The sequence below is a fragment of the Pseudomonas sp. R3-18-08 genome, from assembly GCF_003852065.1.
Taxonomy (GTDB): domain Bacteria; phylum Pseudomonadota; class Gammaproteobacteria; order Pseudomonadales; family Pseudomonadaceae; genus Aquipseudomonas.
In genome coordinates, this window is the sequence record NZ_CP027729.1 from 3,695,438 (window position 1) to 3,716,499 (window position 21,062).

The window sequence follows — 21,062 nt, forward strand, 5'->3', positions numbered from 1 at the left end:
CCCCAGGCAATCCACTGTTACGCCAACTGAAACGCCGGGTGCTCGCGCAAGGCCGCTACACAGTCATCGACAAAACTGCGCACGCGCATGGACGCATGGCGACCTTCGCGATACACCACCTGCACCGGTACCGCAGGCAATTCAAAGCCAGGCAATACGCGACGCAGCCGGCCGCTCAGCAAGTGCTCGTGCACCGGGTAGCTCAGGCAACGCAGCAGCCCTGCCCCCGTTAAGGCCGCATTGATGGAACCCTGCACCGTGGCGCAGCGCAGCCGTGTGCGGGCCTTGAGCTGATAGTGCGCGAAGTCCCACTGCACCGGGTCGGTATTGGCGATCAAATAATGCTGCTTGAGGGCGGCGGGATGCTGCGGCTCTCCGTGGGTGGCAAGATAGCCGGGGCTGGCGCAGAGGATATGCCGTACGTGCCCCACCGGCCGTGCGATCAATGACGAGCTGGGCAACTCTCCGACCAGCACCGCCACGTCCAGCCCTTCTTCGTGCAGGTTCGGGTAGTAGTCGTGGTAGTGGGCGACCACACGCACCTGCGGGTAACGGTCCATATACGCGGCCAGTACCGGCGCCATCACATAGCGGCTGAACAGCAACGGCAAGAATACCCGCAGATTGCCCTGAGCCTGGCTGTGCAAACCTTTGGCCGAGGCTTCAGCCGCCTCCACCGCCGCCAGCAGCCGCACACAGTCGGCCATATAGGCATCGCCCGCGTCGGTCAGGCTGACCCCACGGGTACTGCGCTGCAACAACGTTACGCGCAAACGCGCTTCCAGACGTGCAATCGCCCGCACCAGGGTCGGGCCGGAGGCCTGCGCCACGCGCGCCGCCGCCGCCAGGCTCGGTTGCCCGGCCAGCGCCGCGAACAACTGCATATCGCGATAACGTTCCATCAGTCGCGCGGCTTAATCAGCGGTTTCAGGGCCACGTCATGCCCCAGCCGATCGGCAAGGAAATCGACGAAGGTGTGGACCTTGGCCGGCACTCGCCCGTTGTTCTGGAATACCACCTGCACCGGCAGCGCTGCCGGCTCGAAATCCTGCAGCACAAGCTCCAGCTCACCCGCCGCCACCGCCGCCGCCACTTGATAGGACAGCACCCGCGTCATGCCCCAGCCCAGGCGCGCCAGGTTGATCGCGGCGTTGTTCGCGGTGACCACCAGGCGCGGTTCGATAGCTACCGTCAGCGCCTGGCCGGCGTCGACAAACGCCCATTCATCCAGGCGTTGGCTGGCGGATGAGGCCACGATCTTCGCTTGACGCAAATGTTCAGGCCGTTGGGGTCGCCCATGCTGGTCGAGGTAAGCGGGCGACGCGCACACCACCCGGCGCACTTCGCCGACCTTGATCGCCTGCTGCCCCGGCTCGGGCAGATGACCGATGCGCACGGCCACGTCGACGCCTTCGTCGCTCATATTGACCACACGGTCGACCAGCAGCGCATTGATGTTTACTTGGGGAAAGCGGTCGAGATAATCGCCCAGCGTCGGCGCCACGAACAGCTCGCCGAACAGCACCGGGGCGGTCACGTTCAGTTGCCCGCAGGGGATGGAATAACTGCCCGCTGCCGCTTCCTCGGCCTCGTCCAGCTCGGCGAGGATGCGCCGACAGTCTTCCAGGTAACGCTGCCCGGCTTCGGTCAAGTGCAGGCTGCGGGTGGTGCGCGCCAGCAGCTGGGTGCCGATGCGTTGTTCCATGGCGGCAATCGCCCGGGTCACGCTGGGCGGCGAGGTGTTCAGACGCCGTGCGGCGGCGGCAAAGCCGCCCTCGTCGGCCACCGCGAGGAACACCTGCATTTCATGAAAACGGTCCATCGACGCCCCTTGCTGGTTACTCTGATTGCAGACCCGCCGCCGTGCGCGGCATGCCGACGAAACCCGGCAGTGCTTCAATGCTGGCCAGCCAGGCGCGCACCTGAGGATAGTCGGCCAGCGACACATTGCCTTCCGGCGCATGGGCCGTATAGGTGTAGAACGCGATATCGGCAATGCTCGGCGAATCGCCGGCCAGGAAGCGGCTCTCACCCAGTTGCTGCTCCATCACGTTCAGCAGTGCATGGGCGCGGTTGATGGCGACGTCCGCATCCACGTCGGCGCCAAACACCGTGGCCAACCGCGCAGTGGCAGGCCCGGCATGCAACTGACCGGCCGCCGCCGAGAGCCAACGCTGCACCCGTGCCTGCCCGACCGGATCAGCGGGCAACCACTGGCCGTTGCCATAGGTGGTAGCCAGGTAGACCAGGATGGCATTGGAGTCCGCCAGTATCGTCCCGCCATCGTCGATCACCGGCACTTGGCCGAAGCGGTTAAGGGTGGCGATGAATTCGGGCGTTTTATGGGCGCCTTGCTTGAGGTCCACCAGGATAAATTCCATCGGCAGGCCCAGCAGGGACAGCATCAGCTCGGCCCGATGGGAGTGGCCGGACAAGGGGAAACCATACAGTTTGATTGCGGGCATGACGGACTCCAGAGCTTTGTCGACCGGATATCGTGTCGATGGCTGCAATCTTCTTATGTACCAGCCGTCAGCGGAATTACCAGATTGTACAATCCAGCATTTCAGATAATGAAACAATAACGCGATTCCGCGCTGACGCTGCTAGCCGGCAGTCAGATAAGCTCCCTGGAATTCGAGTGCGCGAATCCTGCGGTAATCCGCCTCGATCACCACTGGGTCGGTATGAACCAAATACACTGTGCCCGGCTGACTGAATACATCCTGGGTCACGCCGATCGGCTGGCCGTTCTCAACGTAAAACACTGCCTCGAAAAACGACTCGAGCTTGAGCAGTTGTTGCAAAAAACCATCCTTTTCGAAGCTGCCTTCTGAGCGGTTGATCAAGCAAACGTTGTAGGCATGTTGCAGGCGCCGATAATCAACCTTCCGTGCCAACCGCTGCCGAAAGACCTCCGGCTGCAGGAGGGATAAAACCACAGCGTCGATCTGTCCAAGGCCAGTGGTTTTCCTTGAGACGTCTGGTCGAAGAATGCCGTCGGTGCGGGCGGCAATTTCCACTAATTTCGGCCCGTCTTCAGTGAACATGACCTCCGCATGGCTAGGACCGTTTTGAATGCCGAGACACCGCACTACTGCTCGTGTGTAGTCGACAAGCACTGGATAAATCGGCGAATCGGACCCCATCAGTTCATCGATGTCGTAGAGAATGCCACCGCTCGGCGTTCGCTGCTTTTGGTAACGTACGACTTCAGTAACAAGCTGTTGTCCGTTGAGGGAGACCATATTCACCACATACTCCAGCCCCGCCAGGTATTCCTGAATAAGAACTTGGGTGTTAGGAATATCCAACTTATTGGTCGTCCCCAACAGACGCTCCACAGCAGCCTTGCAGGCGTGCCTATCTTCACAGATAAACACACCATCGGCGCCTGCGCTTTCGAGGGGTTTGATGACCACCGGATAACGTCCGTGCTCATCGATCCAATGTTGAGCAGCCTCCCAACAACCAGCCATGAACTGCCGTGCAGCCGGAATCTGCGCCTGGGTTATGCACTGGATCATTTCGTACTTGTTTCGACGCGCGTTGGTTTTGTCGAAATGATTGCGATAAGGCAGTTGCAATCGCTCATTCAGATAGTCAGCCAGGAGCACACCCGTTTCTGCGCCTGCAAGAATGAACTGCGGTTTGAAGCGTTGGACTTCCGCCAAAGTCGTTGCAAAATCACGATTGACGATCATCTGCTCATAGAGCGCGCAGTCAAAACCCTTGTAATAGTAACTGTCCAGCGTTTCTGATGAAGCCACATGCACCAGTACACAGCCTTCGTCCTTCAATCGCTTCGCCAAGAACTTCCCGGATGAAAACCCATCGACCATGACGACTCTCATACAACCTCCCTTTTCAATGCATGCAACGCCCTGCCCAACAGCAAAAAAACAATCACAGTAACCGCTGCAACGCTGGCAAAGGAGAATTCAACTCTCGCATCCATGTACTGCAGCAACAAGACAAATACAGGAAGCGTCAGCAATACCAGGGAAACGTGAATAGGCGCGAGGTAATAGATAGTTTTCTGGATCAGGTAAATAGGCAGCAAATGCCCTAACACCACCAGCACCGCCATAGGCGGAATCAACTCACGATCGAGTAAAAAACTGCCCCCCGTGGCAGGAATTGCAACGGCACAAACGCCAACCATTGCGATATTCCTAATACCCAGAATCTCGTAGACAGACCATTGGCGAGCGAACATTTCCTTGGAGAAAACCGTGTACATGACCGTGCCCAACGCGCACGCCAATACGCTAGCAATACCCAGGACTCGCTGCCCGCCGGTGGTGGTGACTACACCACTGTCCCCCATAAAGGAATTAAACAACATGATCGCTACCGAGATGAGTACCAGCCATGAAACCAGCGCATCCGCGAGAGCAACCTTGACGCTACGTTTGTTAAGCAACGAAATAACCAATGTGAGTGCAGGACCACAGGCTACCGAGGCAACCCCAACTACTGCAGGTTCGAGATAACGCAGCGCGTAGAACAGCCCTCCCCAATTGAGTAGAACCGCAAGATTGACCATCACAACCAATGGCCATTGGGCTCTTAATTTGGAGCACAGCGAACGCATATTTCGAAAGAACGCCCAAGCACCAAAAAAACAGGTTGATGTGATAAAACAATAAAAGATAACGTTCAGCGTACTGATCGATTGGGTGATCAACGCAACGTAGACGTCGAACGCTGCACTGATCAAGCAAAATACCAAGCCGATGATCAATCCGGTTCGTTGCATTAACATTTAGCGCGCTCGATGGTTTTCATTCAATGCTCACCCCATTCTCGCTAACCGCCACTTTCATAATTGTTTTAACGGCAAGCCCCGTCGTTCTCCTTACATTATCAGCCCCACCGTTTCCAACCTTCTCTACGGCGCATACGATATCTACCAACTCACCCCCAGCTGCTTTTACAGCTTCGACCAATGCAATGACCGCACCACCAGAACTTAATGTGTCATCAATAATGATGACTCGATCACCTGCCTCAACTCCATTAAGATAGAGCTGCCCGTGAAAGTATTCCGACTCAATAGCAACTACCTGCTCATTGAAACCATCAAGACTATAGGAATACCACCTCGCTACGGCTAAGGGAATGCCTGTTAACAGAGAGACGGTGGTTGCCAATGCCACACCCTTATCCTCCTCTGTGACAATTTTCGAAACATCATGACTCATTACCTTGATTACTTTATGAGCAACCTCCATTAGAACTTCTGGTCGCAATGCAGGTATCTGATCAGTAAACTCATTCACGGTGGTGAGTGATTTACCTGACCATACGACGTTGGCTTTTCTATAAATCTCTTCCAGCAACATGGTTCACCTCACTGTACTCAGGATAAAGCCCATCCCAACGGCTCGCATACTTCCACGAACTATCAAAAAACACGGTAACTATGGTCTTGTTTTTGAGCGTTCGAACCAGCTCATCACACATCAACAGATTAGCGCCACAGGTTGGTCCGATGGGGATCTTTTCTGTCCTAATGAAGTGTTTCATCCGAGACCACGCGTCAGAGCCATCAATCAGTCTTACCTCATCAACTAAATCGGGATTGGTATTAGGCGACATTACCCCCGCGCCCAACCCCATTAAATTGTGGGGACGATGATTGAACGGCAGCTTATTTCTCTGCGAGAACAAAGGCGCCGAACTACTAACTTCCAACGCTATCGTTTTAATTTCGCCGTACGCTTGCTTTAATACCTCAGCAATACCAGAGAATGTGCCCCCTGTGCCGATTGAACATACAAAAAGATCGGGCACGATCTTGTGCACACCCAACTGCCTAACTATTTCACTGCCACATATCCTCCAACCGTCTTTATTCAGCAAACAATTCGACTGATCCAGATAATAGCTATTCTCAGACGAGTTTTCCGACAAGTATTTTTTCGCGTGGAACACTGAACCCGACAAAAACAATTCTTTTGGAGTTTCCACTATTTCAGCATTATAAGAGCGTATTTGCGTTTTTCGCTCCTCAGTCATACCCTCAGACATAAATATCTTTACCTTATAGCCTTTCACTCTGCCGATCCAAGCCAGTGCAGCGCCTCCATTTCCAGTAGAGCAGTCAACCAGCGTCATACCCGGCGTAATAAGTCGAGCCTCTTCCAGCCGGCTTACAATATTTAAATACGTTCGATCCTTATGGCTTCCGGAAGGGTTCAGAAACTCGCATTTGGAAAAGACCCTATTCCCATTTTGGGAAAGCGACGCCAGTTCGACTAGCGGCGTGTTGCCAATATCTTTCAGCTCCATCTCCAAACCCCTGAACACGTTGCGGTAGCCTCAAACGCTAGCAAATCATTTGAAGAAATAATAGCTAGCAAAACGGATAGGTAGGCACAGGTAAAACACCCATCTATTCGCCCGAAGAAATATATGTAAGAACTTTCCGCCAGTACGCCAAAAAACTACGTTTGGGATTAATTATTAATACACACCAAGGAACTTTCCTACAGTACTTTTAACTTACAAGCGCATTCCTCAAACCGCTCCTGCAAAATCCGATGACTGCCCGAGAACCACCGCCGGTACATCAACAGCACTACCCCTACCGTGCCCAACACTGACGCTGCCGCAAAAAACAATCACGAGTCGAACCGCGCCAGTCCTCATGCCGGGGAGGCGTTGGGATTCCTGATTGCCTCACCAACAACCTGTGGCGCGAAGTTTTCATGAAAAAATTCAAACTATCGCCACCCTCATCGTTCACACCTTCACGTGCAACGTAAAGTAGGAGGCAACATGCAATACCGACAACTGGGTCATTCCGGCCTGCTGGTCTCGGAAATCATTCTGGGCACCGTGCCGTTTGGCGGTCGCGCCGAGTTCGAGAAATGCGGTGCGGTGGACGTGCCCCAGGCCAGGCGTATGTTCGATATCGCGTTCGATGCCGGGGTGAACATGATCGACACCGCCGACCTTTACTCCCATGGCCTGGCCGAGGAAGTGGTCGGTAAGGCCCTGGGCGACAAGCGCAACGACATCCTGCTGGCAACCAAGGGCCGCAGCCCGGTGGACCAGAACCCGAACAATTCCGGCTCATCGCGCTATCACTTGATTCGCGCCTGTGAAGCCAGCTTGAAGCGCCTGGGCACCGACCATATCGACTTGTACCAACTGCACAACTGGGACGGCCTGACGCCCATCGAAGAGACGCTCGAGGCGCTGCGCCTATTGGTCGGTTCGGGCAAGATCCGCTACTTCGGCACCAGCAACTTCACCGCCTGGCAGATGATGAAAACCCTGGGCAAGGCCGAGTTGCATGGCATGCTCAAGCCGATCACCCAGCAGATCTATTACACCCCCGAATCCCGCGAGGCCGAGTACGAGCTGCTGCCGCTGGCATTGGACCAGCAGGTCGGGACGCTGGTGTGGGGGCCGATGGGTGAAGGCCTGCTGACCGGCTCGACCCGGCGCGGGCATAAACCCCCGGCCAATACCCGCCAGGGCAGCGACTGGCCGGAACCCTACGTGCACGACCAGGAACGCGCGCTGGACATCATCGAAACCCTGGCTGCCGTGGGCGATGAACACGGGGTCTCGGTGGCGCGCACTTGCCTGGCATGGCTCAAGGATCGCCCGGGGATCACCTCGCTGATCGTCGGCGCCCGTACCGAGGCGCATCTGCGCGACAACCTTGCCGCCACCGAGCTGAAGCTGACCGAGGAGCAATCCTCACGCATCGAGGCCGTGACGCGTCGCCAGCCGCTGTATCCGTACTGGCACCGGTTTACCGCAGGGATCGATCGCTTCGATCCGGCGGAGCAGCCGTTCCTTGCCGAGCATCAAAAAACCATGGATGCGCGCAAGGACAAATAACCTTCGGCGACACAGCCGTCCAACAGGTGGGAGGGGCCTGTGCCCTCTCACCTTGATCAAGGAGATCGCTTTGATCGCGCAAATCATGATCGCCGCCCTCGGCGTCGTCGCTATCTGGTTCAGCCAAAGCAAACGCCTGCACGTACGCCGCTACGCCTGCCTGTTCGGCATGGCCGGCCAGCCGTTCTGGTTCTGGTCGTCGATCAATGCCGAGCAATGGGGCATCGTGCTGCTCAGTTGTTTCTATACGGTGGCCTGGGCCAAGGGCATCAAGACCCATTGGATTGATCGCAAGGCCGATGGGTAGCGCTTATGATTGAGCCTACCCACCGCTGAGAGCCTTTCAATGCGCAACCTGATTTTCGCCAGCGCCTGCCTTTTATCCATTGCCCTCACCGGCTGCCAGCAAACCCCACCGGCCAACGACCAGCTCGACGCCGTGCTCTGGACACAAACCTCCATCGAGCACGAGTTGATCTACCGCCAGCTGTTCGCCAACGCGACCCGCCAACTCGATACAGCCCTGGCCGATCCCACCTGGGACGCCCTGCCCTTGCCTGCCCGGGATTTGAAAGGATTGCCCCCGGCCGTGGTGGTCGATATCGACGAAACCCTGCTGGACAACCTGCCGCTCAATGCCCGTGACATTATCCATAACCAGGTCTATTCCTATGACCGCTGGAACACCTGGGTCGATCAAGCCAAGGCCCAGGCGCTGCCCGGGTCGGTGGCGTTCCTGCAGGCGGCCCGGCAAAAAGGCATCGAGGTCTATTACCTCACCAACCGCGAACACAGCCAGGTCGCGGCCACAGCGAGAAACCTGCGCTTGCGTGGTTTTCCGATCGAGCGCGACGAACAGATCCTGGCCGCCAGCACCCCCATCGGCCATTGCGAAAGCGCCGGCTACGGCAAGACCTGCCGCCGCCAATGGGTCGCCAGCCACGCGCGCGTGCTGCTGATGGCCGGCGATTCCCTGGGGGATTTCGTACAGGCCGAGCACAACACCCTGGCGGCCCAGCGCAAGGCCGTCGAACCCTATATGAACTGGCTGGGGCAGCGCTGGTTTCTGCTGCCCAATCCGACTTACGGCAACTGGTACAGCGCGCCGTATGGGGATAATGAGACATTGCCATTCGAGCAAAAGCGCAGGTTTAAACAGCAGGCGTTGCAGTTGTAGGAATAGGTGGTCAGTTCAAATTCCTGAACCATCGGCGTACTCACAAGACGGCAAAGCGAGATTGGGAAGCGCCTGTCTGTAGGTGGCGAAACATCCGACATTAATTTGCGCCAACGCATCTCTACCCTTTCGACTCCCACAAACAAGAGTTAAGGAATGACGGCCAGTCTGTTCAAGGATGGATTCCCTTCAACCCGCCAACGGATCGAACGCAGTATCGACCTACGTCGGTTGTTCTTTGCCATCGACAGCGACCCGGCGCTGATTGGGCGCCACAAATATGCAACTGGCTACCGCCAACCCTATACGAGAGTCGCCAGCCGCAGCGTTAGGTCTTACCGGTAGCGCAGTGTCTGGGAAGTAAAGACACTGGCAAGTGGTATCTACGAGGAAGTCATCCAATAAACAACTTCGGTAACACTGCGCAGCTGCCTTGATGTGAGTGACCTGGACGCTCAAGGCTCCCGGAGGTCTTAGCGACAAGCTCCCTTAGCTTTTTCATTTTTTGATAGTGCGCTGGAGATCCATGCAACACCAAGCGTCATAGCAATCAGAAAAGCTTCAACAATAGCGAGCCAGCCCAAGGTCATCCAATACTGCTTTGGTTGCTCCAAAAGCGTGTAAGTGGTCGAAGGCCCTACGCGGCTGAAAGCCACAATCACACCGCGAATTAAACCATCAACTATTTGATAGCCTAAAAGCCCTACAACAACGATCAGAACCGCTGTGATGCACCAGAACGATCGACTGTCTGAACGGTTCATAGAGCTTCTCCAAAAATCCAGGACACATTTTGCCTGGATGGGCTGAAGGTTTTGCCACTGAGTGGCATCAATTTCATCACGGTGAACGTAGCCCGTGATTTAACCTTGATGTCGCTCAGCTTCAAACACATATCAACGGGCATGCTGGCTCCTTATCCTCATGTGCGTCAGGAGTGACGTGGGGCGCATTGTTCCTGAACCGGCGACGTAATCACAAGACGGCAAAACGAGATCGGGACCTGGTTCTCTCAATTTGCACAACCGCCCCCTACTCATCACACTCATCATCCCCACCACCGATTTCAGGAACCACAGATGCCTCATTCCTTGCTCAAGCCTGCCTTGCCCGGCGTTGCGCTGCGGCGATGGCGTTTGCTGCATCGCATCAAGCAAAGCCATGCGGCACAGTTGTTCAACGTCACGCAATCGACTATTTCGCGCTGGGAAAGTGGCGTGCAAGCGATGGATCCGGCTGGGCACCAGCAGCTTGAGCAGTTGTTGGCAGCCCGGCTTGATGCAGCCGCCGATCAGGCATTGGCCCGGCTGGTCAGTGAGAGCTCGCAAGCCATGCACCTGGTGTGCGACCTGACTCACCGCTTGCTCGCGTGCTCGCCCTCCCGCGCACGCCAATTCGGCAGCCCGCTTGCCGACCTTATTGGCCAGTCGCTGTGGCGCTTCGCAACGCCGCAAATCCAGCTGATCGAAGCCAGCCTGGAGCACACCGGCTGGCGCGAAAGCCAGGCACCACCGGCCCTTGAGTTCACCACGGGAAGCAATGATTCCCACCTCGTGCCCATACGCCCTAGCCTGTGTCGCTGGACACGTATGACCCTGAGCGATGGCAGCGCAGCACGTCTGGTCGAAACACTCTGAAGCCCACCGCGCATACTTTATGCGTGGACGATCTGCGCTCCCGCACCTAGGCTTACCTGCATAACCGACCTTGCGGGGCAGCATCATGGACATGGAAACAATCAAAGGCCGCCTCGACTTTCTGCGCGAAGCCGAGAAACTCAAGGACGTGCTCAGAAGCGCCCACACCGCTTCGGGACGCACGGAAAGTACCGCCGAACACACTTGGCGCCTGTGCCTGATGGCAATGGTGTTCGCCGATCAATTGCCCGGCCTGGACCTGCTTAAAATCCTCAAGATGTGCGTGATCCATGACTTGGGCGAAGCCATTAACGGCGACATTCCAGCAGTCAGCCAGGCGGCGTTTCCCAACAAGGGCGAGCAGGAGCGGCGCGACCTGCTGCAGTTGACCCAAGCCCTGGATGGGCCCCTGAAAAGCCAGATCCTGACGTTGTGGGATGACTACGAGAACGCACTGTCGCCGGAAGCCAAAGCCGTCAAGGCGATGGACAAGCTGGAGACCCTGCTGCAGCACACCCAGGGCCTCAACCCGCCGGATTTCAATTACGCTTTCAACCTGGCATACGGCAAGAAACATACGGATGCCGAGCCCTTATTCGAGGCGCTGCGTGCGCTGATCGACCGCGCTACCCAGGAACGCCTCGACGCCGCGCAGTGACTGACATCACCCGGCCCTGGCCGCCACCGCCTCCACTTCCACCAACGCCCCCGGCAGGGGCAGCGCCACCACCTGCAACGCGGTGCGCGCCGGTTTGTTCGGTTGTTCGGGGGTGCCGAAGAACTGCGTGTAACCACGCTGCAGCCCGGCGAAATCCAGCTTGCCGTCGATTTGCGCAGCGCCGACCAGAAACACCCGCAACTGCACGATATCGCCCAGGTCCAGGTCCTGCTGCTGAAGGATTTTGCGCAGTTTGTTGAACACCGAAACCGTCTGCACTTCAGTGTTGCCGTAAACCCCGGGGACGTTCGGGTCGGCCAGGTCCGGCAAGATGCCGCTGACGAAGATCAGGCTGGCCGAGGCCGGTACGGTCACGGTTTGCGAGATGGGGAAATCGCCGACGCTGGTGCGTTGGATACTGTCGCTCATGGTGTTGCTCCTCAAGAGGCGGCCACGGCCGCGATCTGTCGTTGTTGGGTGACGCGCTCGGCCAGTTGCGCAACCACATGCCGCGCCGAATTGGCCGCCGATTCCTGCCAGATGCCCACGCCGCTTTGCACCAGGCCGTCGCCGGCGAAGTACACGCGGCCGTGGGCCTGTTCCAGCAGCGCGCTGGCATCGGCCGGGAAGTGTTCGCGTTGCAGCCACGGGCCTTCGCTGTAGGGGATCTGCTCCCAGGACACCGCCAACGGATGGCGCAGGTGCCTGGAATAACCGGGGTGCAGCAGTTCCACGGCGTGCCGGGAGGTGGCGTATTGCGCGTCGAACGGCTGCGCGCCGAACACGTCGGCGCCCTCCCCGGTGACGTAACCGGCCACCAGCACGCCTTCGCGGGTATTGAGGTCGTTGCTCGGGTACCACAGCAGGCGCGCCGGGTGTTCGACCCAGGACAGGCCGCCATAAGTGCGGTAATCGGTTTCCCAGAAGCGCGGCGATTGCCATGCCACTTTGGTTGCCTGGTCGCTGCGGGTGCTGAGCAAGGCCGCCTTGATCGGGTCGCTGAAGTCGGTGTCAAGTTTGGCCAGCAACGGCAGCGGCAAGGTGGACACCAGGTAATCGGCGCGCACCACCTGTTCACGGCCGCTGCGCTGGTCGTGATAGGTCACCGCGACGCCGTCTTCCAACTGGCGAATCTGCCGTACCTGTGCGCCCAGCTGCACCTGCTCGCGCAGGCGCCGGTAGAACGCCTCGGTGATCCGGTCCATACCGCCCACCGGCTGGAACATGGTTGCCGAAAACTCCGGGAATTCGGTGTGCAGCAGCGCGCCCCACAGCTCTGGATGCAGCAGGCGTTCAAGGTCGAGCGGCCGCGCGCTGGCCGGCAGTGCGCCGGGGTGCGCAGGCGATTCCAGGTGGCCGGAACGCAAGCTGCCCTCGTACGCCAGCGCTTGGGAAAGGTCGCCATACACCTGCAGGAACGCGAGCAGTCGCGTGCGTTCATCAAGGGTCAAGACATCGTCAAGCGCATCACGCTGCACCGCCTTGGCGAGCAAGCCGGACAGATGCCCGCGAGCATCGTTGACCGCCTGGCCGACGGTGAACGCCGGTTGCTGCAGGTCGGGCCGCACCTGGGCGCCATGGCTGCTGTTGACCAGCACTTCCAGGTGCACGCCCAACTCGCTGCAATAGTCGAGGATCGTGCGATGCTGGCTGGGGATACGCGCAGGGCCGGCGTTGAAATACTGGCCCGGATCGAACGCCACGGTTTGCGAGCGGCCATCCTTGTAGTCCACGCGGTCGCCGTTGCGCAGGGTCCAAGTGCGCCCACCCACGCGGTCGCGCGCCTCCAGCACCTGCACGGTGAACCCGGCCCGGCTCAGTTCCAGCGCGGCGACCAGCCCGGCAATCCCGGCGCCCAGCACCAGCACGCGGGTGCCCTGCCCCAGGCCGTCCCTGAGTTTCAGCGGTTGCGGGCGCCGGTGTGAAGACGGTCCCAGGCCCAATGCGGCCAGCGCATCCTTGACCGCCTTTTCGCCGCCGACTGCAGCAATGCTGGACAGCGCTTCACGTCGTGTCAGTGTCATGTTCGCGACTCCTAATCCGGTAGGCCCGGTGGGTTGATCAACGATGCATCGACGCGCTCCACATCCAGCCCCCAGCGCTGCAGCACCTGCGCGTATTGCCCTCCGGCAATCGCACCTTCCAGGGCGGTGTGGATCGGCTTGACCAGGCCGTTGTCCTTGCGCGTGGTCACGGCGATATCCGCCTGCAACGGCCAGCCGCCGTTGACGGTGCCGACGCGCTTGATACCGCCGGTGATTGCCGCCGAATAGGCGTACACCGAGTTGGGCCCGAACAACGCATCGCTGCGCCCCGACTGCACCGCCAGCTGCGCGGCGGCCTGGTCGTCGAAGTACTGCAACAGCGCAGGCTTGAGGCCGGCCTTTTCATTGGCCTCGTTCCACGCCAGCAAGACTTTTTCCTGATTGGTCCCGGAGCCGACGATGATCTTCAGCCCGGCAATGTCGGCGGCCTGTTTGATCTCGCTGATCGGGCTGGTGCTCTTCACGTAAAACCCGAGCACGTCCTGTCGATAGGTGGCGAAGTCAAAGCGCTTCTTGCGCGCCTCGGTCACGGTGACGTTGCTGATCACCGCGTCGTACTTACCCGAACTGACGCCCAGGGGCCAGTCCTCCCAGCTGGTCTGCACCACGTTCAGTTGCAGGCCGAGGCTGTCGGCGACCAACTGCGCGGTGTCGGCTTCACTGCCGATGGTGGTCTTGTCATCGCTGGCCAGCAGCGCCAATGGCGGCCCCGCCACACCGGACACGGCCACGGTGAACTTGCCCGCCTGGGCGAACTTGAAGCCCGGCGGGATTTGCGCGATGGCCGCCTCGTTACGTGGCGCATGAATGCGCGGGCGGTCGGGGCTGAGGTCGACCTGCTGCACAGCGAACGCGTGTTGTGCGGTGCCAATGGCAAGCGCCAGCACGGCCACGCGCAGGGGATGGTTAAACATGGGCAGTCACTCCTTGAACTAAAGCACCTTGCCGAGAAAGGCCTGGGTGCGGGGATGTCGGGGTTGGCGCAAGATCTGTTCGGGCGGGCCTTCTTCGATCAACTGGCCGTCGCAGAGAAACACCACATGGTCGGCCACCTCGCGGGCAAAGCCGATTTCGTGGGTGACGATCACCAGGGTCACGCCCAATCGGGTCAGGCCCTTGATCACGTCGAGCACTTCGCCCACCAGTTCCGGGTCGAGGGCCGAGGTGGGTTCGTCGAACAACAACACCTTGGGGTCCAGCGCCAGGGCACGCGCAATGGCGACGCGCTGTTGCTGGCCGCCGGAGAGCTGGCGCGGGTAGGCCTCGAGCTTGTCCGCCAGGCCGACCTTGGTCAGCAGTTCGGCGGCTTTGCCCTGGGCTTCGGCCCTGCTCCAGCGCTTGTGGGCCAACGGCGCTTCGGCAACGTTTTCCCAGGCGGTGAGGTGCGGGAACAGGTTGAAGTTCTGGAACACGAAGCCCACGTCGATGCGCCGCTTGAGAATTTCGCGCTCCTTGAGCTCGTAGAGCAGGTCACCCTTGCGCCGATAGCCGACGTACTCACCGTCGATGGTGATATGCCCGCTGTCGATCTTTTCCAGGTGATTGATGGTGCGCAGCAAGGTGGATTTGCCCGAGCCGGACGGCCCGAGGATCACTGTGACTTTGCCCGGATCGATCGTCAGGTCGATGTTATCGAGCACCTGCTGGTTGCCGAACCGCTTGCCTACGCCTTGGATCTGGATGCGTCCTGCGCGTGCTTCAGCCATGGGATTTCTCCTTGAGCCAAAAGCGCAGGCGTTGCAGCGGTGTCGGCGGCAGCACGCGCGCGGTGCCACGGGCGAAATGGCGCTCGACGTAATATTGGGCGCTGGTCAGCACCGTGGTGATGATCAGGTACCACACCGTCGCCACGATCAGCAGCGGGATCACCGCCTGGGTGCGGTTGTAGATGACCTGCACGGTGTAGAACAGCTCCGGCAGGGCCAGCACGTAGACAATGGACGTGCCCTTGACCAGGCCGATGATCTCGTTGAAACCCGACGGCAGAATCGAGCGCAAGGCCTGGGGCAAAATGATCCGGAAAATCCGCCGCGAGGCCGGCAGCCCCAATGCCGCCGCCGCTTCATGCTGGCCGGCATCCACTCCGATCAGGCCGCCGCGGATGATCTCCGCCGCGTACGCCGCCTGCATCAGGCTCAAGCCCAGCACCGCCACGGTGAACTGGCTGAGCACATCCACGGTGGACCATTGCGCGAACACCTGCTCGGTGAACGGCACGCCGATCACGATGTGGTCGTACAGGTAGGCAAAGTTGTAGAGGATGATCAGCACCAGCAGCGCCGGCATCGAGCGGAAGAACCAGATATAACCCCAGGCCAACGCCGCCAGCAGCGGCGAGCCCGACAACCGCGCCAGGGCCAGCGCGGTGCCGAGAATGACGCTGAACAGCGTGCTCAGCAGTGTCAGCAACAGGGTCTGCCCCAGGCCGCGCAGCACCGACGGCGAGAAGAACCACTGGCCGAACACGCCCCACTCCCAACGCGGGTTGGTCGCCAGGGAGTGCATGATGGCGAGCAGCACCAGCGCGGCAAAGATCGACCCGGCCCAGCGCCACGGATGCCGGGCCGGCACCACCTGCAGGGCCTTGATCGGCGTGGAGGCGCGGCGCGTGCGGATCGGGTAATGGTTGACCTCATCGATCAGGTCGTAGGGTTTGGCGACAATGGGCATGTTCTATTCCTCGCAGGTCTCAGAAGGCATAAGTCAGCCGGGTGTAGTAGTACCCGCCGGTAAAACCATAGGGCGAATAGGTGCCGTAGCTGGCGAGCATGGTGCTGCTCGGCACGCCTTGTTTCTTGGGGTAAATGTCGAAGAGGTTCTTGGCGCCGATGGCCAGGTTGAGGTCTTTGGTGAGGTTGTAGCCAAGGTCGAGGTCGGTGATCCATTTGGCGCTGTAGACGCGGTCCAGGTCGCGATTGGCCGATGCGTTGACTTCCTTGTAGGCGCCGTAGCGCGTCAGGGCCAGGTTGAGGTTCACGCGCCCGATGCTCCAGTCACCGCCGAGGATCAGCTTGGTGTTGGGTTGCACGTCGGTGATCAGGTTGCGCGCCTCGCGGTCCATCAGCTCGTAGGAGGTGCCGAGGATAGTGGTCGACTCTTTGTAATTGAGGATCTTGGTCTGGTTCCAGTTGAACGCGGCCGTCCACTTCACGGCACCGAACGCGCCCAGGTCGTGGTTGTAGCTGCTGACCAGGTCCAGGCCCTTGGTGCGGGTGTCGGCACCGTTGATGAAGTACTGGCCGCCGGAGGTGGAGTTGACGCCGTTGTTCTGCAACACCTGGGTGACTTCCGGCCCGAGCAAGGTGCCGGTGAGGGTGATGCGGTCGCGCAGGTTGATCACGTAGGCATCGGCGGTGAAGCTCAGGCGGTCGGTGGGGGTGAGGGTGAAACCGAGGCTGAAGTTGGTGGAGCGTTCGGGCTTGAGGTCCTCGGCGCCCAACGCCTTGGCCGCCGCCGAACCGACTGGCAATACGCCGTAGTTGATCGACTGGTATACCCCGTCGACCACGCCATAGGTGGTCGAGCGTGCACTGAACAGGCTGTTGGCCAGGGACGGCGCACGGAAGCCATTGCTCACCGTGGCACGCACCGCGAATTGCGGCGTGAAGTCATAACGCGTGGTCAGTTTGCCGCTGCGAGTAGCGCCCACGCCCTGGTTGTAATGCTCATAGCGCACGGCGGTGCCCACGTACCAGTCCGGCAGCGGGTTGAAGCCCGCATCCACGTAACCGGCGACGCTGTTGCGCGAGGCGGTGCTTTCTTCGTCCGGGGAAATGCCATTGGTGACCTGGGCCCCGGACGACGCGCAATTGCCCGGTGCCACGCAGTAGCCGCCGTTGGCATAGGACGCGTAGTCACCGGCCTGCACCTCATAGGTATCGCGCCGATGCTCGAGGCCATAGGACAGGTCCAGCGGCTTTTGCAGGCCGATATCGAAGCCGCGCTTGAAGTCCAGGTTGGTGGTCAGCTCGGTGGAAATCCAGGTGCCGGAGGTGAAGCTGTTCGGCGTGGCCTCGCCCAGGGACGGGTTCTGGTTATGGGTGGTGCCCTGCTCCGCTTCGTTGCGCCCGTAGGTGGTGGACAGGTCCCAGTCCCACTCGCCCACGATGCCTTTGCCGCCGAAGGCGGCCTGGAAATCGTCTTCGTCGATGTACCAGGTGGGCGTGTAGCCGGCCGGATAACCGTTGGGCCCGGTGGTGATGGTGTTGGTGATGGTCGGCAGGCGAAAGTTCTGACCCTGCTCGGCCTTGCGCCGTGAGTAAGTGGTGAAGGAGTACAGGCTCAGGCTGTCGTCGATCGGCAGTTCGGCGTTGTAGCCCAGGGTCAGCAGGTTGGTCTTGGGCGTGCCGTAGCCGCCGTAGGTGGACTTGCCGGCCAGGCCGTAGGCTTGTTCATAGCTGTAGCCGTTGGCGCTGGCCTTGTTGTCGTCATTCTGGCTGCGCGCATCCAGGGCCAGTTGCACGATGCCGCCGTCGCCGATTTCAAAGCCTTTGTTGAGGCTTTGCTGCACGGTCTGCTTCTTGCCGTCATAGCCAAGGCCGGCGTTGGTCACCGAGGTGCCGCTGGTGTCGGCCTTGAGGATCACATTGATCACCCCGGCGATAGCGTCGGAACCGTACTGGGCGGCGGCGCCGTCGCGCAGCACTTCCACATGGTCGATGGCGCTGATGGGGATCAGGTCCAGGTCGGCCGGTGCGGCGCCGGTGTTGATGCCGTTGATGTTCAGGGTGGCGCTGGTATGGCGCCGCTTGCCATTGACCAGTACCAGCACCTCGGCGGCGCTCAAGCCACGCAAGTTGGGCGCGCGGGCAATGCCGCTGGCGTCCCAGCCGGTTTTTTCCGGTAGCGTCAGCGATGGAATCAGCGCACTGAGCGCTTCCATCAAACCGGGTTTACCGGTGCTTTGCAGTTGTTTGGCGCTGACCACATCGATAGGCACCGGGCTGCTGGTGACCGTGCGTTGCTCGGCGCCACGGTTACCGGTGACGACCACGGTGGACAGGGTGCTGTCGCCCTGGGCCTGGGCCGCGGCGGCCAGCAAGGACAAGGTCAAGGCTGCGGTGGGGGGTAGAACATGCTTCATCGCTGATCCCGGTTTTTCAAATCGCAGGGTCGGGCAGGCACGCGCCAGACGCGGCATGGCCGGTGTTCAAGGTGTGGGTGCGGTTTGAATTAGGTGTGGGGCGAGCGAGGGGCTTGAAGGGGCAACATACGTTGAACTCCGTTCCAACGATTCTGCTGCCGGGGATTACCCGGTCAGGTGCGCAGAATCTGAATCACGCTGGGTACCATCCGGGGTCTGGGGTAGGCTGTTGAGTCCAAACATAACGGAATGAATTTCAAAAATATAATGCTATTTGGGCATAAGCTAATATTTGTTAATTTCATTATATACAAATATCTTTATTCATATAAATAATACTTTAGCCACATGGAGATCCAAATGTGGGAGGGGGCTTGCCCCCGATAGCTGAGTGTCAGTCACTGCATCCACAGCTGACCCACCGCTATCGGGGGCAAGCCCCCTCCCACACTTTTACTCTGTGCAGCCAAGTTCACCGAACAGGCCGCAACAGCTGCATCTGCTGGCGGTAATCATCCGTCACCTGCCGCGCCTGGCTGCTGCTGGTAATCACCCTTGGGGTAATCAGCACGATCAACTCGGTGCGGTCCTTGGATTTGCTGGTGTTGCCAAACAACCAGCGCAGGCCGGGAATCTTGCCCAGGTACGGCACGGCGCTGACGCTCTCGGCGTTGTCCTGCTTGATCAGCCCACCCAACAACACCGTCTGCCCGCTTTGCACGGCGACCTGGGTCGACACCGAGCGCGTGGAAATCCGTGGATTGACCGGCGTTTCACTGTCGCTGCCCGCGCTCTGTGCATCGCTGACCTGCTGCTGGATATCCATGTACACCAGGCCGCCCGGATTGATGCGCGGCACCACGTCGAGGATCACGCCGGTCTGCACGTATTCGACGCTGCTCAAGGTGGTATCGGCGTCACCTGTGTTGACGGTGGTCTGGCTGATGGGAATGTTGTCACCCACCTGAATCTGCGCCGGCTGGTTGTTCATCACCACCAGCGACGGCGCCGACAGCACTTGGGTGCGGCCGTTGGTTTCCAGGGCGTGCAATGCCACTTGCAGGTTGGAGCTGACGAAGGAATAGAACAACGAATCCGCCGCCCCCAGCCCTGCCCCGCCACCGCCCAATGCGCCTTGGCTACCGGAGGCGTTGGCCACCGTGGTGCTGGTGGAGTTGCCGGCCAGGCGGCCGAGGTACCACTGCACGCCAAGGTCGAGTTCGCCGGTCAGTTTGACTTCGAGAATGCGCGTCTCGATCTGCACTTGCAGCGGTGGGTTGTCGAGGCGCTTGATCGCCGCTTCGATTTCTTTCCATTGCGCCGGACGCGTGCGCACCAGCAGTTGGTTGCTGCTTTTTTGTGCGGTGATACGGGTGCCGGTTTCGAGGTCGCTGATGGGCGCCGCCGGGGTGTCCTCGCTGCTCTCCTGCGTAGGTTCCTCGGCGGCGGGCGCGGGGGTGTTGGCCTGCAGCCCTGCGCTGGTGGACGAGGACAGCGTGGTGGTGCGCAACCCCGGCGCGACCTTGGCCGGGGTGTCGTCCTTGATCGCGCCATTGCCGTAGATCTGCCGCAGGTATCTGGCCAGGTCCGCAGCCTTCATGTTGCGCACGTCGTACACGTACATCTGCGGCTCATTGCCGCCGCCCTCGTCGATGGTGCGAATCCAGTCGCCCACTTCGCTGAGGTACTGGGGCTGGGAAGAAATCGCCACCACCGAGTTGGTGCGCTCCACCGGCAAGAACCGCAGCATGCCTGCCAGGGGCGTGCCGCTGTCGGCGCCGAACATGGCTTGCAGCTCGGGCATCAGCTCGGCCACCGAGGCACGTTGCAGACCGAACACGCCCACCGACATGCCCTTGAGCCAGTCCACATCGAAGGTGTCGATGGTGTCCTGGTAGTTGGCCAGTTCTTCCGGGGTGCCGGCCAGGCTCAGCACATTGCGCGCTGGGTCCACCAACAGGAAGGCGTTCTCCCGGGCGAAGGGCTTAAGCAGTTTCTGCATCTCGGTGGCGGAGATATAGCGCAGCGAAAACAGGCGTGCCGAGAGGCCGCTGGCGGGCTGCGTGACGCGCATCTGCGGCACCAGCTTGCCGGCCACCGCCTGATTGGCCGGCAGGATCACATAGCGGTTGCCCTGGCGGATCATGGCGTTATCGGTCCAGGACAACAGGGTTTCGAGGATCGACAGCGCCTGCTGCTTGTCCACCGGCCTGGAGGTGGAGAAGCTGACAGTGCCCTTCACGCCCTGAGCGATGCTGTAGTTTTCGTGCAGCAGGTCGCCCATTACGCTGTTGATCACCGCTTCGATGGGCTGGTCCTGAAAGTTGAACACGATGTCGCCGCCCGCCTCCTTCACCGCAGGCGTTGATGCAGGCGCGCGCAGGAACTGCTGGTTGCCGCGAATCAACTGGCGCGGCGCGGGTGACTGCGCCTCGGGCGGTGGGTTTGGCAGCGCCGGCGCTTCGCTGGGCGGGCGTTGCGAACCGGTGCCCTGCAGGGCTTCGTGGAGCAATTCTTTATCCGGGTCGAGGCGGTCGGGCAACGCACCGCAGCCGCCGAGGGCGACGGTGGTGGCCAGGCAAAACAACGGGGTGCGCAT

At 60.0% G+C, this 21,062-nt stretch carries 20 protein-coding genes and 1 pseudogene; 6 read left to right on the plus strand and 15 right to left on the minus strand.

Annotation, left to right across the window (positions count from 1 at the left end; translation table 11 throughout):
• Positions 1 to 17 precede the first annotated feature (17 nt).
• The 7 genes from C4J92_RS16855 to C4J92_RS16885 form a co-directional block, all read right to left on the minus strand.
• Complete coding sequence (locus C4J92_RS16855; protein WP_124404662.1) at positions 18 to 902, minus strand: LysR substrate-binding domain-containing protein; 885 nt, start codon at positions 900 to 902, stop codon at positions 18 to 20.
• A complete protein-coding gene (locus tag C4J92_RS16860) occupies positions 902 to 1,822 on the minus strand; it encodes a LysR family transcriptional regulator (RefSeq protein WP_124404663.1) in 921 nt (306 codons plus the stop codon). Before C4J92_RS16860 ends, C4J92_RS16855 begins: the two co-directional genes overlap by 1 nt.
• Before the next feature lie 16 nt (positions 1,823 to 1,838).
• Positions 1,839 to 2,465, minus strand: coding sequence for a glutathione S-transferase family protein (locus tag C4J92_RS16865; protein ID WP_124404664.1), 627 nt, complete (start codon positions 2,463 to 2,465; stop codon positions 1,839 to 1,841).
• A gap of 141 nt (positions 2,466 to 2,606) precedes the next feature.
• Positions 2,607 to 3,854: an ATP-grasp domain-containing protein gene (locus C4J92_RS16870; RefSeq protein WP_124371205.1), complete on the minus strand. Its 1,248-nt coding sequence runs from the start codon at positions 3,852 to 3,854 to the stop codon at positions 2,607 to 2,609.
• On the minus strand, positions 3,851 to 4,768 hold the full coding sequence (locus C4J92_RS16875) for a DMT family transporter (protein WP_164487542.1): 918 nt from the start codon (positions 4,766 to 4,768) through the stop codon (positions 3,851 to 3,853). The genes C4J92_RS16870 and C4J92_RS16875 overlap by 4 nt, the downstream gene beginning before the upstream one ends.
• Positions 4,769 to 4,787: 19 nt before the next feature.
• Positions 4,788 to 5,348: a phosphoribosyltransferase family protein gene (locus tag C4J92_RS16880; protein ID WP_124404665.1), complete on the minus strand. Its 561-nt coding sequence runs from the start codon at positions 5,346 to 5,348 to the stop codon at positions 4,788 to 4,790.
• Positions 5,326 to 6,297 carry a cysteine synthase family protein gene (locus C4J92_RS16885; protein WP_124404666.1) on the minus strand — a complete coding sequence of 324 codons (972 nt, stop codon included), beginning with the start codon at positions 6,295 to 6,297 and terminating at the stop codon, positions 5,326 to 5,328. Before C4J92_RS16885 ends, C4J92_RS16880 begins: the two co-directional genes overlap by 23 nt.
• 489 nt (positions 6,298 to 6,786) lie before the next feature.
• Between C4J92_RS16885 and C4J92_RS16890 the strand changes: the two genes are divergently transcribed.
• From C4J92_RS16890 to C4J92_RS27245, 4 genes and pseudogenes are all read left to right on the plus strand, one after another.
• Positions 6,787 to 7,863 (plus strand): aldo/keto reductase, encoded by a 1,077-nt coding sequence (locus C4J92_RS16890; RefSeq protein WP_124371208.1) that lies wholly within the window; start codon positions 6,787 to 6,789, stop codon positions 7,861 to 7,863.
• A gap of 70 nt (positions 7,864 to 7,933) precedes the next feature.
• The gene (locus C4J92_RS16895) at positions 7,934 to 8,170 is read left to right on the plus strand and encodes a hypothetical protein (protein WP_124363466.1); all 237 of its coding nucleotides are present in this window, start codon (positions 7,934 to 7,936) and stop codon (positions 8,168 to 8,170) included.
• A gap of 39 nt (positions 8,171 to 8,209) precedes the next feature.
• On the plus strand, positions 8,210 to 9,040 hold the full coding sequence (locus C4J92_RS16900; RefSeq protein WP_124404667.1) for a 5'-nucleotidase, lipoprotein e(P4) family: 831 nt from the start codon (positions 8,210 to 8,212) through the stop codon (positions 9,038 to 9,040).
• A 156-nt stretch (positions 9,041 to 9,196) separates the two neighbouring features.
• Positions 9,197 to 9,310, plus strand: a pseudogene (locus C4J92_RS27245) (NAD synthetase); the annotation flags it as partial.
• Positions 9,311 to 9,513: 203 nt separating this feature from the next.
• Here the strand turns inward: C4J92_RS27245 and C4J92_RS16910 are convergent.
• Complete coding sequence (locus C4J92_RS16910; RefSeq protein ID WP_124404668.1) at positions 9,514 to 9,804, minus strand: hypothetical protein; 291 nt, start codon at positions 9,802 to 9,804, stop codon at positions 9,514 to 9,516.
• Between the two features lie 315 nt (positions 9,805 to 10,119).
• On the opposite strand from C4J92_RS16910, the gene C4J92_RS16915 reads away from it, so the two are divergent.
• Together C4J92_RS16915 and C4J92_RS16920 are read left to right on the plus strand one after the other, a co-directional pair.
• A complete protein-coding gene (locus tag C4J92_RS16915) occupies positions 10,120 to 10,677 on the plus strand; it encodes a helix-turn-helix domain-containing protein (protein ID WP_124404669.1) in 558 nt (185 codons plus the stop codon).
• 85 nt (positions 10,678 to 10,762) lie between these two features.
• The gene (locus C4J92_RS16920; RefSeq protein ID WP_124404670.1) at positions 10,763 to 11,335 is read left to right on the plus strand and encodes an HD family hydrolase; all 573 of its coding nucleotides are present in this window, start codon (positions 10,763 to 10,765) and stop codon (positions 11,333 to 11,335) included.
• 6 nt (positions 11,336 to 11,341) lie between these two features.
• On the opposite strand, the gene C4J92_RS16925 is transcribed toward C4J92_RS16920, so the two are convergent.
• The 7 genes from C4J92_RS16925 to gspD all read right to left on the minus strand — a co-directional run bounded on the left by C4J92_RS16925 (position 11,342) and on the right by gspD (position 21,062).
• Entirely contained in the window at positions 11,342 to 11,764 is a 423-nt protein-coding gene (locus C4J92_RS16925; RefSeq protein WP_124404671.1) for a RidA family protein, read from the minus strand.
• A gap of 11 nt (positions 11,765 to 11,775) precedes the next feature.
• Positions 11,776 to 13,359 carry an FAD-dependent oxidoreductase gene (locus C4J92_RS16930; protein WP_124404672.1) on the minus strand — a complete coding sequence of 528 codons (1,584 nt, stop codon included), beginning with the start codon at positions 13,357 to 13,359 and terminating at the stop codon, positions 11,776 to 11,778.
• Positions 13,360 to 13,370: 11 nt separating this feature from the next.
• Positions 13,371 to 14,294 carry an ABC transporter substrate-binding protein gene (locus C4J92_RS16935; protein WP_124404673.1) on the minus strand — a complete coding sequence of 308 codons (924 nt, stop codon included), beginning with the start codon at positions 14,292 to 14,294 and terminating at the stop codon, positions 13,371 to 13,373.
• Positions 14,295 to 14,312: 18 nt separating this feature from the next.
• Positions 14,313 to 15,086, minus strand: a complete 774-nt coding sequence (locus C4J92_RS16940; RefSeq protein WP_124404674.1) for an amino acid ABC transporter ATP-binding protein — start codon at positions 15,084 to 15,086, stop codon at positions 14,313 to 14,315.
• Positions 15,079 to 16,050, minus strand: coding sequence for an amino acid ABC transporter permease (locus tag C4J92_RS16945; protein WP_124404675.1), 972 nt, complete (start codon positions 16,048 to 16,050; stop codon positions 15,079 to 15,081). Before C4J92_RS16945 ends, C4J92_RS16940 begins: the two co-directional genes overlap by 8 nt.
• A 19-nt stretch (positions 16,051 to 16,069) precedes the next feature.
• Positions 16,070 to 18,463: a TonB-dependent siderophore receptor gene (locus tag C4J92_RS16950; RefSeq protein WP_124404676.1), complete on the minus strand. Its 2,394-nt coding sequence runs from the start codon at positions 18,461 to 18,463 to the stop codon at positions 16,070 to 16,072.
• A 472-nt stretch (positions 18,464 to 18,935) separates the two neighbouring features.
• A complete protein-coding gene (gene gspD, locus C4J92_RS16955; protein ID WP_124405824.1) occupies positions 18,936 to 21,062 on the minus strand; it encodes a type II secretion system secretin GspD in 2,127 nt (708 codons plus the stop codon).

What these genes read in the sequence shown, in the direction of transcription:
- C4J92_RS16855 (WP_124404662.1), bottom strand. Translation starts at nt 902, where the DNA reads ATGGAACGTTATCGCGATATGCAGTTGTTCGCGGCGCTGGCCGGGCAA.
- C4J92_RS16860 (WP_124404663.1), bottom strand. Translation starts at nt 1,822, where the DNA reads ATGGACCGTTTTCATGAAATGCAGGTGTTCCTCGCGGTGGCCGACGAG.
- C4J92_RS16865 (WP_124404664.1), bottom strand. Translation starts at nt 2,465, where the DNA reads ATGCCCGCAATCAAACTGTATGGTTTCCCCTTGTCCGGCCACTCCCAT.
- C4J92_RS16870 (WP_124371205.1), bottom strand. Translation starts at nt 3,854, where the DNA reads ATGAGAGTCGTCATGGTCGATGGGTTTTCATCCGGGAAGTTCTTGGCG.
- C4J92_RS16875 (WP_164487542.1), bottom strand. Translation starts at nt 4,768, where the DNA reads ATGTTAATGCAACGAACCGGATTGATCATCGGCTTGGTATTTTGCTTG.
- C4J92_RS16880 (WP_124404665.1), bottom strand. Translation starts at nt 5,348, where the DNA reads ATGTTGCTGGAAGAGATTTATAGAAAAGCCAACGTCGTATGGTCAGGT.
- C4J92_RS16885 (WP_124404666.1), bottom strand. Translation starts at nt 6,297, where the DNA reads ATGGAGCTGAAAGATATTGGCAACACGCCGCTAGTCGAACTGGCGTCG.
- C4J92_RS16890 (WP_124371208.1), top strand. Translation starts at nt 6,787, where the DNA reads ATGCAATACCGACAACTGGGTCATTCCGGCCTGCTGGTCTCGGAAATC.
- C4J92_RS16900 (WP_124404667.1), top strand. Translation starts at nt 8,210, where the DNA reads ATGCGCAACCTGATTTTCGCCAGCGCCTGCCTTTTATCCATTGCCCTC.
- C4J92_RS16910 (WP_124404668.1), bottom strand. Translation starts at nt 9,804, where the DNA reads ATGAACCGTTCAGACAGTCGATCGTTCTGGTGCATCACAGCGGTTCTG.
- C4J92_RS16915 (WP_124404669.1), top strand. Translation starts at nt 10,120, where the DNA reads ATGCCTCATTCCTTGCTCAAGCCTGCCTTGCCCGGCGTTGCGCTGCGG.
- C4J92_RS16920 (WP_124404670.1), top strand. Translation starts at nt 10,763, where the DNA reads ATGGACATGGAAACAATCAAAGGCCGCCTCGACTTTCTGCGCGAAGCC.
- C4J92_RS16925 (WP_124404671.1), bottom strand. Translation starts at nt 11,764, where the DNA reads ATGAGCGACAGTATCCAACGCACCAGCGTCGGCGATTTCCCCATCTCG.
- C4J92_RS16930 (WP_124404672.1), bottom strand. Translation starts at nt 13,359, where the DNA reads ATGACACTGACACGACGTGAAGCGCTGTCCAGCATTGCTGCAGTCGGC.
- C4J92_RS16935 (WP_124404673.1), bottom strand. Translation starts at nt 14,294, where the DNA reads ATGTTTAACCATCCCCTGCGCGTGGCCGTGCTGGCGCTTGCCATTGGC.
- C4J92_RS16940 (WP_124404674.1), bottom strand. Translation starts at nt 15,086, where the DNA reads ATGGCTGAAGCACGCGCAGGACGCATCCAGATCCAAGGCGTAGGCAAG.
- C4J92_RS16945 (WP_124404675.1), bottom strand. Translation starts at nt 16,050, where the DNA reads ATGCCCATTGTCGCCAAACCCTACGACCTGATCGATGAGGTCAACCAT.
- C4J92_RS16950 (WP_124404676.1), bottom strand. Translation starts at nt 18,463, where the DNA reads ATGAAGCATGTTCTACCCCCCACCGCAGCCTTGACCTTGTCCTTGCTG.
- gspD (WP_124405824.1), bottom strand. Translation starts at nt 21,062, where the DNA reads ATGCGCACCCCGTTGTTTTGCCTGGCCACCACCGTCGCCCTCGGCGGC.